This window comes from Flavobacterium amniphilum (assembly GCF_023634845.1).
GTDB lineage: Bacteria > Bacteroidota > Bacteroidia > Flavobacteriales > Flavobacteriaceae > Flavobacterium > Flavobacterium amniphilum.
Genome location: NZ_JAMLJL010000008.1, coordinates 94606 through 107583, shown reverse-complemented (window position 1 = coordinate 107583; position 12978 = coordinate 94606). Strand labels below are relative to the sequence as shown.

Sequence of the window (12978 nt, the reverse complement as noted above, 5' to 3'; positions counted from 1 at the left end):
TTACTGTTTTAAGTCAACAACTAATTATTTATAGTTACGAGCTGCAATTTTGATAAATTCATATTTCAACTCTTCTTTGTGCAATACCTCTTTGTTGATGTCTTCACCTTGATATTCCCAAGCTCCCACAAATGAGAAGTTTTCGTCATCACGTAATGTTTCACCTTCAGCATCCTGATGTTCTTCACGGAAGTGACCTCCACAAGATTCTTCACGCTGTAATGCATCCATTGCCATTAGCTGACCTAACTCCATAAAGTCTGCCACACGGATTGCTTTTTCCAATTCAGTGTTCATTTCATCAGCAGAACCCGGAACATAAACATCTTTATAGAATTCTTTTCTCAGAACATCGATTTCAGCGATAGCTTCATTTAAACCTTGAGCGTTTCTACCCATACCCACTTTGTTCCACATAATATTTCCTAAAGCTTTATGGAAATGATCAACCGACTTGTTTCCGTTATTATTCAGGAAAAAGTTGATTTGATCGGTAACTCTCTTTTCAGCCTCGACGAATTCAGCAGTTTCAGTAGAAATCTTTCCAGTTCGGATTTCATCAGCCAAATAGTTAGAAACCGTATAAGGCAATACGAAATATCCATCGGCCAAACCTTGCATTAACGCTGAAGCTCCCAAACGGTTCGCTCCGTGATCAGAGAAGTTAGCTTCACCGGCTACGAAACATCCCGGAATTGTTGACTGTAAGTTGTAATCAACCCAAACACCACCCATAGTATAGTGAACGGCTGGGTAAATTTTCATTGGGGTTTCGTATGGATTTTCATCCGTAATTTTTTGGTACATGGTAAATAAGTTACCATATTTTTCTTCCAACCATTGTTTTCCTAAAGCAGTTACTTCAGCATCAGTTGGATTGTGATTACCTTTAGCATAAGCCGTTTGCTTTCCTTTTGAAATAATTTCAGAAGAGAAATCAAGGTAAACTCCTTCGTTTGTATCATTAGCTTCGATACCGAAACCTACATCACAACGTTCTTTAGCAGCACGTGATGCAACGTCACGTGGCACTAAGTTACCAAATGCAGGATATCTTCTTTCTAAATAATAATCTCTGTCTTCTTCAGCAATTTGTGTCGGTTTCAATTTACCTGCACGGATTGCTTCAGCATCTTCTTTTTTCTTTGGCACCCAAATACGTCCTGAGTTACGCAATGATTCAGACATCAAAGTTAATTTAGACTGATTCGTTCCGTGAACAGGAATACATGTTGGGTGAATTTGCACATAACAAGGGTTAGCAAACAAAGCTCCTTGCTTGTGGATTTTCCATCCCGCAGTTACATTACTTCCCATCGCGTTAGTTGACAAGAAATATACGTTTCCATAACCTCCTGATGCGATAATTACAGCATGAGCAGAATGACGTTGGATTTCACCGGTAACTAAATCGCGGGCAATAATTCCGCGTGCTTTTCCGTCAACCTTAACAATATCCAACATTTCGTGACGGTTGTACATTTTCACACGACCTAAACCGATTTGACGTGATAAAGCCGAATAAGCTCCCAACAACAACTGCTGTCCTGTTTGACCCGCAGCATAAAATGTACGTTGTACCTGAGTACCACCGAATGAACGGTTATCCAACAAACCTCCGTACTCACGCGCAAAAGGCACACCCTGAGCCACACATTGGTCGATAATATTACCTGAAACTTCTGCTAAACGATGTACGTTTGCTTCACGTGCGCGGTAGTCACCACCTTTGATTGTATCGTAAAATAAACGGTAAACAGAGTCACCATCGTTTTGATAATTTTTTGCAGCATTAACACCACCCTGTGCAGCAATTGAGTGTGCACGGCGTGGAGAATCCTGAAAACAAAATGCTTTGACATTATATCCCATTTCGCCTAATGAAGCGGCAGCAGAAGCTCCTGCTAAACCTGTTCCTACAACGATAACATCAATTTTCGGACGGTTATTAGGCGCAACTAATTTTAAATGGTTTTTATGATTAGTCCATTTCTCTGAAATTGAACCTTCTGGTATTTTAGAATCTAACTTCATATATTAGTGCTTTACAACAAGATTTAAATAGATACAAACTGGAATAATTGCAAACAATAACGGAACGATGATTGCAAATCCTTTTCCGATAAATTGAATTGTCGGTGTAAACTTATTATTGATTCCCAAAGATTGGAATGCACTTTGAAATCCATGCCATAAGTGAAATCCTAACACTATCATTGACAAAACATAAAATATGGTAAATGGCAATCCCCATTTAGCATCTTTAAAGAATTCAAAAGTAATTTTATGCAAATCTTTATAGGCATCTTTAAGTTTTATATTCAATTTAGCATCATAGATTTCTGTCTTATTTTTAACAACATAAGCAGTTTCATCAACAGGAACATAACCTCCGTCCGTCGTCAAATAGAAATCCTGAGACATTCCGGGTTGTAACTCAATCGTTGTTTTCTGCAATGGCATTTCTGAAAAGTGCATTTTTGCCCAGAAGTTAGTCATGTGTGTTGCGATGAAAACTAAAATCACTGTTCCTAAAACCGCCATATTTCTTGAAGCCGTTGAGCTGCTGTTTTGCGGGCTGTTCATAGCATAAGCAATCGGGCGCGCTTTTTTGTTTTGAATTGCCAACATGATTCCATCAATAGCGTGGAAAATAATTGAAATGTACGTTAAGTAAGAAAGTAATTTTACCGCAGGATTGGTAGTCATAAACAATGCATACTTATTGAATTGTAATGCATCGCCAAAAATTAACTGTAGGTTACCAGCTAAGTGACCGACCAAAAACAAGCATAAAAATAAACCCGTTAGAGCCATCCAGTATTTTTTTGCTAATGATGACTTTAGAAGTGCAGATTTTGCCATAATATTTGTTAGATAATTGGTTGTAAAAAAATTGAAACAAAAATAAGGGAATTTGGCTGTATGTACAAACCAAATCCCCTTATTTATAATGAATTTAAAGTGGATTTATTTTCAATTGATTTTCAAAAAGTTAACCTTAAGAAAGAACCTTTTGAAAATCCACGGAAATTATCTGACATACGAAGGTATCAAACCTCTCAACCCCATATCCACAACTTTTTCATTTGCCGAAGGTTCAAACTTTCCGTCGACATTCACTTCTTCCCATTCAAAACTATTATTAACAGAAAGAGACAATGTGACGGTTACATCCTGCGTTTCATTTCCGGTAATCACCAGATTTTCAGAAAACTTACCTGTCACAACACATGATCCAGCAGGAATCGGCGATGTACCGGATATAGGATTCGGTACGGTTGTCGCCCCTTCCGGCGCCTGTCCCGAAAATGGCAATCCCGCAACATTCAATGCCCAATAGCCTTGCTTTCTGTTCGCATTAACCGTAAAACTGGCCGAACCCAGCTTATGCGTTTTGATATAGCTATTAAATCCGACAAAACTTCCCAGATTACCCACCACATTCGTCCCGGAATTCCAAATATTGATATTATAATCCTGATAAGCCAATGAACATCTGACCCATTCATAACTACCCGCCTGAATCTCGCTTAACGGGATTGACAAAAACACTTCTCCTTCTGCAACAATTTTGGATTTACTGAAATCGATTGCTCTTTCACCTCCGGCTGTCGTTTCCGGTGCATGATACAAAATTTCACCTTGACCCAATTGCGTTGTAGCTGATGGTGCTAATTCCAGATAATGTGAACTAATCGCATTAAAAACAGGCGACTGCGCTGCATTTCCTGCCGGAACAGTCGATGGTTGACCAATATTATTCAGTCTTTCCTGACTTGGGTCAAATTTAAATTTCACAATTAAACGCGGACCTTCATCAGGCGCCGTATCGTTTTTATCATCACATGAGAACAGCAACATGCTAAAAAGCATACAACCCAAATATTTACTAAGATTCATAGGGACAAGAATTTAATTTCCAAAAAAACTAAAGTAATCATAAAATTGACAACTAACCGACTTTGTTTTTTAAATTTGAACAAACAACTTATTTGATGCAGACTTCCAAGGTAACCCATACGCTTTCTTCATTTTTTGACGGCACAAAAACCATTTCAATAGAGCCATTCAAAGAACATTTCACCTCTTTGGAATTAAAAAAGAACGAATATCTTGTAAAAGAAGGAACAGTCTGCCCATATTTCTGTTTTGTGGAAGAAGGAATTTTACAGCATTCAGTTATTATTGAAGAAGAAGAAAAAACAACATATCTCGCATTAAAAAACACCATTACATCTTCTTTGAAAAGTTTTTTATTTGGTGAAATTTCCCGTAAGAACATCAAGGCATTAACCAATACCCGTTTATTAATTATCAATCTGAATGATTTCAAAAAATTGAGAGACAACAATAAAGAGTTTCATCAATTTTATTATGACTTAATTGAAAAACAAATCTGCCTCATCGACGATTACCGAATTGACTTATTAACACTTACACCTGAAGAACGGTACCAAAAGCTACTCATTAATGAACCTAGACTATTAAACGAAATCCCTTTGCATTATCTGGCTTCGTTTTTGGGAATTTCAGACCGTCACATGAGCAGGATCAGAAAGAATATAAAATAACGCCATTTGGCTACCTTATACTTATTTGGTTTATGTAACTTTGGTATTCTAAAAATTATAGCCTTATGAAATACCATCAGATAGCACGTGATTTATTCATTAAAAACAGAAGAAAATTCACGGCACAAATGAAACCTAACGGTGTTGCAATCTTCAATTCAAATGATATTTATCCTGTTTCTGCGGACAGTACTTTACCTTTTGCACAGCATCGCGACATTTTTTATTTATCAGGAGTTGACCAGGAAGAAAGTATCCTGTTATTGTTTCCGGATGCACCTTACGAGCATTTAAGAGAAATCCTTTTTTTAAGAGAAACCAACGAACATATTGCGGTTTGGGAAGGTGAAAAACTAACCAAAGAACGTGCTTTTGAGGTTTCGGGAATCAAAACTGTAATCTGGCTACAGGATTTCCATAAAACATTAAAAGAAATCATGGCCTATGCTGACACCATGTATATCAATACCAACGAACACTATCGCGCAAGTATCGAAACTGAAACACGCGAAGCAAGATTCATCAAATGGTGGAAAGAAACGTATCCGGCACATAAAGTTGAAAAATCAAACCCAATCTTACAACGTCTTCGTTCTATCAAAGAGAGCGAGGAGATAGATTTGATCCAACAAGCCTGTAATATTACTGAAAAAGGAATCCGCCGACTTTTATCTTTCGTAAAGCCTAACGTAATGGAATACGAAGTTGAAGCTGAATTAGCTCACGAGTTTTTACGTAATCGTTCCAAAGGTTTTGCTTACACTCCGATTATTGCTTCCGGAAACAACGCAAACGTATTGCATTACATCGAAAACAACCAACAGTGTAAAGCAGGTGATTTATTATTATTGGACGTAGGTGCCGAATATGCAAACTACTCAAGTGACTTGACCAGAACCATTCCGGTTTCAGGGAAATTCACCGACAGACAACGCGCGGTTTACAATGCTGTTTTAAACGTTAAGAATGAAGCGACTAGAATGTTGGTTCCGGGAACACTTTGGAAACAATATCATGTGGAAGTAGGTAAAATCATGACTTCAGAATTATTAGGATTAGGATTGATTGACAAAGCCGATGTACAAAATGAAAATCCGGATTGGCCGGCTTACAAAAAGTATTTCATGCACGGAACTTCACACCATTTAGGACTGGACACACATGATTACGGATTGTTACACGAACCGATGCAGTCAAATATGGTTTTTACTGTTGAACCTGGAATTTACATTCCGGCTGAAGGTTTCGGAATTCGTTTGGAAGACGACGTGGTGATCCAGGAAAAAGGAGAACCATTCAACTTAATGCGCAACATTCCAATCGAAGCAGACGAGATCGAGAGTTTGATGAATTCGTAATTCAGAGAAAAAGAATAAAAGTTAAAAAAGCCTCACAATCGTGAGGCTTTTTTGGATTTAAAAATGTTTTGATTTTTAACTTTATTAAAAAAAATTTTAACTTTATTAAAAATAAAATAATTAATTTATACATTTGTATTAATATTAATTAATTTCTTTTAGTTAAAAATGAAGCTACCCATTGTATGTCCGAGTTGTGAAAGCGCACTTCGTGTAAGCCAGATGAAGTGTGAACAATGCGTCACAGAAGTTAATGGCAACTATGAACTGCCACTATACTTAAAACTAACAAGAGATGAACAGGATTTTATTCTGGAATTCTTTTTAACCAGCGGAAGTATTAAAGAAATGGCCAAGCAGGCCGAACTCTCTTATCCTACCATGCGTAATAAAATGGACGATTTGATAGAAAAAATTCAAAAAATGAAATAAGCAACTATGAACTGGCAAACTCTTTTCAATCCATTTTCAATATATACCGAAAAACAACTTGTTATTTCCGGCATTTTCCTAACCATTACAGGAAGCGTTATTGGTTATTTATGCAATAGCACTTTCAACGGTGTATTAGATATGCATCTTATTGACAATACCAAATTATCAATAGTTTTTCTTGAAAACACAATCAACATTTCAACATTAACCATTTTGCTTTTTGGATTAGGCAAATACCTGAACAACAAAACCCGGATCATAGATATTCTCAATACATCTTTCTGGTACCGTTTACCTCTATATGCTGTCTCTGCGCTGAGCTTTTTTTTAATCCCTTCTGACTTAAACAAGAGGGTGGCTGAAAACATCAATCAACCCGAAAAAATTTTATCTCAACCCATGGATATGGTATTAGCCATATTATTTGGTCTGATATCATTATTATGTATCACTTATGCCGTAGTATTACTGGTTTACGGCTTCAAGACCGCATCCAATATCAAAAAATCGCAACATTGGGTAGCTTTTGGTTTGGCCATTTTAATTGCGGAAGCAATCAGTCATGTGCTAATTAAACAATTTGCATAAACTTCAATCATCACAATCATTAAAACGAACAAAATGAAAAAATTAATCTTTGCATTCACATTATTCTCATCCTTTGTAGGGTTCTGCCAAGACATAACCGGGACTTGGAGTGGTGAATTAGAAGTTCAGGGAACAAAATTACCATTGGTATTCAACATCAAAACCGAAGGAAACTTTTTAAAATCAACTTTGGACAGCCCAAAACAAGGCGCAAAAGATATCCCAGTAAAAAGCACGCTTTTTGAAAACAACACCTTAACGATTGATGCATCCGATTTAGGAATTAGCTATCAGGGAAAATTAAACAATAATAAAATAGAAGGTGTGTTTAAACAAGGTAACATGCAACTTCCTTTGAATATAGAAAAAAACGGCAGCCAAAAAGACTACACTTTTAATCGTCCGCAAACACCCAAAGAACCATTTAATTACAAAACAGAAGAAGTCAGCTTTGAAAATCCTATTGATAAAAACGTATTAGCAGGAACTATCTCAATACCGAATGACAAAAAAGAATTCCCCATAGTAGTAATGATTACCGGCTCCGGTGGGCAAAACCGTGACGAAGAACTTTTTGGCCACAAACCTTTTGCAGTAATTGCCGATGATTTTGCAAGAAAAGGAATTGCTACACTCCGATTAGACGACCGCGGTGTTGGCGGCTCCAGTAAAGTTGAAAAGAAATCAACTACTGCAGATTTTGCTACTGACATCAGTTCGGCAGTAGATTTTTTAGCACAGAAAGGATATACAAACATTGGCTTGTTAGGCCATAGCGAAGGCGGTATGATTGCGCCAATTGTAGCAACAACCAACAACAAAGTGAAATTCATCATCTCTATGGCAGGGCCCGGCATTAAAATAACCGATTTGATGTTAAAACAAATCGAACAGGGCGGACTTTTAGCTGGTGAAAATCCTGAAAAAGTAAAATTAGACGTACAAACTTCAAAAAAAGCCTTTGACTACATTATAAATTACAAGAATAACGATTTACAAAAAGATCTTGAAGTTTTTTATACTAACGAACTTAAAACATACCCTCCAGCTTTTTCCGAACCGAAAAAAATAGAAGAAGAAGCCAAAAATCAAAGCAAAACATTAACAAGTCCCTGGTTTGTATATTTCCTAAGATTTGAACCACAAGATTATATCTCTAAAATAAAAATTCCGGTTCTAGCCTTAAATGGCAGTAAAGATTTTCAAGTAGATGCGGCAAGCAATCTGGAAGGTTTCAGAAAAGGATTATCCAAAGCAGGAAATAAAAAATTTGAAGTAGTCAATTTCGAAGGACTTAACCATTTATTTCAAGAATGCAAAACAGGAGCTTTTTCAGAATACGCTGAAATTGAACAAACAATAGCGCCAAAAGTACTCGACAAAATGAGCAACTGGATATTGAAATTGTAAAAACTAAAGATTTGTTAACGTCCTACATAGCAGGGCGTTTTTACTTATTTTTATTCTTAAATTCAGAATAATGAAAAAGTTAATCCACCTGCTTGTAGCTTTAGCAGCTTTTAATTTACAAGCCCAAACCGAAGGTTATTCACCAAACGTTGACGGCTCCCAAACTTTCTATAAAATTTACGGAAAAGGAGAACCACTTTTGGTCATTAACGGCGGACCCGGAATGAACAGCAACGGATTTGAAGCTTTAGCCAAAAAACTAGGTGAAAAATACCTGATTATTCTCTACGATCAGCGCGGAACCGGAAAATCAACTTTAAAAGAACTCAATTCGGAAACCATCAACATGAAGCACATGGGCGAAGATATTGAATCATTGCGGAAACATTTAAAAATAGACAAATGGTCCATTTTAGGACATTCCTTCGGCGGAATCATGGCTGCACATTATGCCACAATTTATCCGGAAAACATAAGCAAAATTGTTTTCTCTGCTTCTGGCGGAATTGATTTAGGCCTGACCAAATACGCATCTGCAAATATCCATTCGAAATTAACCAAAACCGAACGCGATTCATTAGCTTATTACGATGCCAAAATTGATAATGGCGACACCAGCAAGAAAACACAATTAGGAAGAGGACGTGCATTGGCCCCGGCCTATTTATATGACAAGAAATATGTCCCGATTCTGGCCGAAAGATTAACCCAAGGCAACTCAACGATCAATGGATTGGTATGGAATGATCTTCAAAAAATAAAATTCGACTGCAAGCCGAAACTGAAAAATTTCAACCAGCCAGTTCTCATCATTCAGGGAAAACAAGACGTGATAAAACCTGAAACTGCAGAAATCGCACATTCAGTTTTAAAAAATTCAAAAGTCATATACTTAGACAATTGCGGTCATTATGGTTGGCTTGACGCAGAAGAAGAATACTTTAAAGCCTTATTTGACTTTCTGAAGTCATAAACTAAAGCTAACTTTACAGCTTTAAATACAGGCTTTGGATTACATCTATTACAAAAACGCAAAAATCAGTTATTCCGACAACGGAAATGGAATTCCAGTAGTTTTACTTCACGGTTTTTTGGAAAATTCTACGATGTGGGATTTTTATACAAGCTATTTTTCTAAAAAATACCGTATCATAGCCATAGATCTTCTTGGCCATGGAAAAACAGACAGCATGAGCTATATGCACACCATGGAAGATATGGCTGATGCCGTACATGCAGTTTTATCGCATCTGGACATAGCCGAAGCAATATTTATCGGACATTCCATGGGCGGATACGTTTCGCTGGCCATAGCCGAATTATATCCCGAAATAATCAAAGGCATCGTATTGCTCAATTCTACCTCAAAAGAAGACAGTCAGGAACGAAAACTAAACCGAATGCGTGCTGTTAAAGCCGTGAAACAAAATGCTGATATTTTTGTAAGTATGTCGATAGCCAATTTGTTCAGCGAAGAAAATCGTGGAAAACTGATAAATGAAATCGAAGCTGTAAAACTTCAAGCACTAAAAACTCCACTACAAGGCATAATTTCAGCTTTAGAAGGAATGAAAGTCAGAAAAGACAGAGAATTTCTTTTGCATCAGGCAACTTTCCCAATTCTTTTAATTTTAGGAAAAAAAGACCCTGTACTTAATTATGGAGATAATATTTCCCAATCAGAAGCCACTCCGGTAAAGCTTGTCACTTTGCCTGACGGGCATATGAGTCACATCGAAAACAGAGAAGATTTGATATTGATTTTGAATAATTTTTTTAAAAACTTTTAATTCCCTTTTTCCTCAAATGGAATTTCAGGGGACAAAATTTCATTAATCAAACCAATCAACTGGGTTTTGAAATCATCCAAAATACCTGGAGTTACTGAACTTGAAATCTCTTTACCTTCTTTAAATCCGAATGGCATAAATCCCGCTTTCATATTCTTAAATGAAATAATTCCGGCTTCAATTTCCATTCCGTTTACCGATTCCTGGCACATGAATGCATAACACAACAATTGTATAATTTTTTCATTCTTTATATCCTGTGTCAGACCATTCCAATCAGAAATCACTAAACTCCTTGCCTCTACTTTTCCTGTTTTATAGTCGATGATACGCATTTTCCCGTTTCTGATTTCAATTCGGTCGACACTTCCTCCGATTACAACAGGAAAATGCAAACGATCATCAATCAGTTCCCGGAAAAGTCTTTTCTCCAAATCAAGAACCTTAACAACATCACCGCCATCAATTAATCTTTTTTCTTCCTTTAAAAAATTGTGGATATTTCTTTTGGCAACTTCAAAAGCCAATAGATTTTTCCCTTTTTTCACTTCGCCTTCCTTATAAACCAATTTGAACTGGTTAAAAATTTCTTCATCAGCCAAAGACTGCATCTGAACAATATCTGTAACCGACAGGAATTTATTCAAAACTGGCTTATATAGTTCTTCAAGAGTTTCGTGAATAATTGTTCCCAATGTATTCAAAGCAATATTTTCCTCAACTTCTTCTACTTCCCTTATCGAAAGAACTCTTTGGAAATAAAACTGGATAGGATTACGGACATAAGTAGTGAGTGCAGAGGGCGAAAATCCCTTTTCAGTATCAACAGCAATTGCCTTTAAGCGCTCTAAAACAGAAGCAGATTTCGGGATTGACAATTTTTCATAAGCGATGTTCGGCACATGAGGCTGAATGATTTTATGAATTATATTGTGATTCGGTTTCTTTTCCACTTCCAACTGCGTTATAAAGCGGCTCTTTTCACCACCATCCAAACCTTCACTTTCGGTATTATACAACAGAAAAATATTCTTGGCCCTTTGTAGTAAATGGTAAAAATGATATGTATAAATAGCATCTTTTTCCTTGAAAGTCGGTAACCCTATTTCTTTTTTGACATCATAAGGAATAAAAGAATTAACACTTTTACCAGCCGGGAATTTACCTTCATTCATCGAAGTGACAATTACCGTTTCAAAATCAAGCACACGGCTTTCAAGCACGCCCATAATCTGTAATCCAGATAGCGGTTCACCTTCAAAAGAAACCTCGGCAACATCAATTACCTGTTTATAAATAGAATGCAGTACTTCAATTGAATCAACATAATCATTTTTAGAACAATACGAAATCATTTTATTGACCACTTTAAAAACCGAATACAAAAACGTTTTTACAAGTTTATCATCTTCACTGTTATTTGCTAAATTTTGCTTAATCAGTAATAGGGTTTGGGAAATAAGCTCAAGAATTTCAATTGGTTTACAATTCCATTTTTCGAATAACAATCCGAATAATACATTATGATCCGATTGTAAATCCATTACTTTCTGATGGGTAATGAATGTATAATTATTACGCTTAATGGTTGAAACTAATTCAGATACATTCACGAATGATTCAATAACTGGATTTGACAATACATCCAAAACATCCTTATAATACATCACATAACTCTCCTGACTTCTGTTCAATGCATTACCATGCATTTTGAACAGTTTCGAAATTAAAACCTGAACAGGATTATTCTTACTCGAATAACCCATGGTAATATTGAGACTACCTACATTTTCAGGCAATGAATGTAAAACAGGAATAAGCAGATTTTCATCACCAAGCACCAAAGCCACATTATCTAATCTAACTTCATCCTGACCAGTAATTAAATCATGAAGAATAGAAGAAGCTATTTTTGCCTGACCGATTGATTTGGAAGTCCCAATAATTTCTATTTTTTTATCCTGCGAAAACTCATTCACAATCCATTCAAACGGATTGGCTTTATAATGTACCCATTTCTCCTTGAAACGCCTTACAAACAAACCTGTGTCATGCAAAGGATCATTAATAAAAACCTCATCGATATCCCATAAAATTTCGGCCTTCTCAATAGCCAAAAGATGCTGTATTATTTTCTCTTCAGCTTGATTTAAAGCATTAAATCCGGCGAAAATCAACTTTCCGGACTTCAAATTAGAAGAGAAAAACTCTAGATTATTAACAGCTTCTCTATATACCAAACCTTGATATCCGATACCTTTAGCCAACAAGTTATTGTAAAAACTTTCGTAGTAATCCGGTAGTTTATTCCAAAATTCTAATTGTTTATCAATCAATTCAGTTCTATCCTCCTGATTAAGCTCCCATCGTTTCAATACTTCAATATCTTTGAGGTATGAAAAAACATAATTAGGCTCTAAAAGATAACGGTCAATCTCATTAAAATCCTGAATAAGTATTTTAGCCCAATTAGCAAACTTTTCGAATGATTGGCATTCACTTTTTTCAGTTAAGGAAGTATAAACTTCATAAAATTCAAAAAGTAATTCAATTGAATCAACACTTCTTATTCCTGACAAGTCGTGAATAAACTCTTCAATACTAATACACTCTGGAGCAAAAAAAGGATTATCAACTTTATCCCTGAACACATCTAAAAGAAAGACCCTTGCTCTTTTATTAGGCAAAACAATTGTAACATCAGAAAGCTGGTCCGGATACTTTTTTAGAATGTAAGAAGTAAGTTTGTCTAGAAAAGAATTGTCTTGCATTGTATAAAAATAAAAAAACGCCCCGGTTATCGGAGCGTTTTTTGAGAATATT

General features: G+C 36.1%; 11 protein-coding genes. 7 read left to right on the top strand and 4 right to left on the bottom strand.

Annotated features, from left to right (window positions below; all coding sequences use genetic code 11):
• Positions 1-24: 24 nt before the first annotated feature.
• The 3 genes from NAT51_RS10785 to NAT51_RS10775 all read right to left on the bottom strand — a co-directional run bounded on the left by NAT51_RS10785 (position 25) and on the right by NAT51_RS10775 (position 3903).
• Positions 25-2034: a fumarate reductase/succinate dehydrogenase flavoprotein subunit gene (locus NAT51_RS10785; protein ID WP_250598916.1), complete on the bottom strand. Its 2010-nt coding sequence runs from the start codon at positions 2032-2034 to the stop codon at positions 25-27.
• A 3-nt stretch (positions 2035-2037) separates the two neighbouring features.
• A complete protein-coding gene (locus NAT51_RS10780; protein WP_250598915.1) occupies positions 2038-2865 on the bottom strand; it encodes a succinate dehydrogenase cytochrome b subunit in 828 nt (275 codons plus the stop codon).
• Positions 2866-3033: 168 nt separating this feature from the next.
• A complete protein-coding gene (locus tag NAT51_RS10775) occupies positions 3034-3903 on the bottom strand; it encodes a hypothetical protein (protein ID WP_250598914.1) in 870 nt (289 codons plus the stop codon).
• Between the two features lie 95 nt (positions 3904-3998).
• On the opposite strand from NAT51_RS10775, the gene NAT51_RS10770 reads away from it, so the two are divergent.
• The 7 genes from NAT51_RS10770 (at position 3999) to NAT51_RS10740 (ending at position 10155) form a co-directional block, all read left to right on the top strand.
• On the top strand, positions 3999-4574 hold the full coding sequence (locus tag NAT51_RS10770; protein ID WP_250598913.1) for a Crp/Fnr family transcriptional regulator: 576 nt from the start codon (positions 3999-4001) through the stop codon (positions 4572-4574).
• 65 nt (positions 4575-4639) lie between these two features.
• Entirely contained in the window at positions 4640-5932 is a 1293-nt protein-coding gene (locus tag NAT51_RS10765; protein ID WP_250598912.1) for an aminopeptidase P family protein, read from the top strand.
• A 168-nt stretch (positions 5933-6100) separates the two neighbouring features.
• Positions 6101-6364 (top strand): DUF2089 family protein, encoded by a 264-nt coding sequence (locus NAT51_RS10760; protein ID WP_250598911.1) that lies wholly within the window; start codon positions 6101-6103, stop codon positions 6362-6364.
• Positions 6365-6370: 6 nt separating this feature from the next.
• Entirely contained in the window at positions 6371-6955 is a 585-nt protein-coding gene (locus NAT51_RS10755) for a hypothetical protein (RefSeq protein WP_250598910.1), read from the top strand.
• 33 nt (positions 6956-6988) lie between these two features.
• On the top strand, positions 6989-8365 hold the full coding sequence (locus tag NAT51_RS10750) for an alpha/beta hydrolase family protein (RefSeq protein ID WP_250598909.1): 1377 nt from the start codon (positions 6989-6991) through the stop codon (positions 8363-8365).
• A 70-nt stretch (positions 8366-8435) separates the two neighbouring features.
• Positions 8436-9338 carry an alpha/beta fold hydrolase gene (locus tag NAT51_RS10745; RefSeq protein WP_250598908.1) on the top strand — a complete coding sequence of 301 codons (903 nt, stop codon included), beginning with the start codon at positions 8436-8438 and terminating at the stop codon, positions 9336-9338.
• Between the two features lie 34 nt (positions 9339-9372).
• The gene (locus tag NAT51_RS10740; RefSeq protein ID WP_250598907.1) at positions 9373-10155 is read left to right on the top strand and encodes an alpha/beta fold hydrolase; all 783 of its coding nucleotides are present in this window, start codon (positions 9373-9375) and stop codon (positions 10153-10155) included.
• Here NAT51_RS10740 and NAT51_RS10735 read toward each other — a convergent pair.
• Positions 10152-12926 carry a PD-(D/E)XK nuclease family protein gene (locus NAT51_RS10735; RefSeq protein WP_250598906.1) on the bottom strand — a complete coding sequence of 925 codons (2775 nt, stop codon included), beginning with the start codon at positions 12924-12926 and terminating at the stop codon, positions 10152-10154. The genes NAT51_RS10740 and NAT51_RS10735 overlap by 4 nt on opposite strands.
• Positions 12927-12978 lie beyond the last annotated feature (52 nt).

What these genes read in the sequence shown, in the direction of transcription:
- NAT51_RS10785 (WP_250598916.1), bottom strand. Translation starts at nt 2,034, where the DNA reads ATGAAGTTAGATTCTAAAATACCAGAAGGTTCAATTTCAGAGAAATGG.
- NAT51_RS10780 (WP_250598915.1), bottom strand. Translation starts at nt 2,865, where the DNA reads ATGGCAAAATCTGCACTTCTAAAGTCATCATTAGCAAAAAAATACTGG.
- NAT51_RS10775 (WP_250598914.1), bottom strand. Translation starts at nt 3,903, where the DNA reads ATGAATCTTAGTAAATATTTGGGTTGTATGCTTTTTAGCATGTTGCTG.
- NAT51_RS10770 (WP_250598913.1), top strand. Translation starts at nt 3,999, where the DNA reads ATGCAGACTTCCAAGGTAACCCATACGCTTTCTTCATTTTTTGACGGC.
- NAT51_RS10765 (WP_250598912.1), top strand. Translation starts at nt 4,640, where the DNA reads ATGAAATACCATCAGATAGCACGTGATTTATTCATTAAAAACAGAAGA.
- NAT51_RS10760 (WP_250598911.1), top strand. Translation starts at nt 6,101, where the DNA reads ATGAAGCTACCCATTGTATGTCCGAGTTGTGAAAGCGCACTTCGTGTA.
- NAT51_RS10755 (WP_250598910.1), top strand. Translation starts at nt 6,371, where the DNA reads ATGAACTGGCAAACTCTTTTCAATCCATTTTCAATATATACCGAAAAA.
- NAT51_RS10750 (WP_250598909.1), top strand. Translation starts at nt 6,989, where the DNA reads ATGAAAAAATTAATCTTTGCATTCACATTATTCTCATCCTTTGTAGGG.
- NAT51_RS10745 (WP_250598908.1), top strand. Translation starts at nt 8,436, where the DNA reads ATGAAAAAGTTAATCCACCTGCTTGTAGCTTTAGCAGCTTTTAATTTA.
- NAT51_RS10735 (WP_250598906.1), bottom strand. Translation starts at nt 12,926, where the DNA reads ATGCAAGACAATTCTTTTCTAGACAAACTTACTTCTTACATTCTAAAA.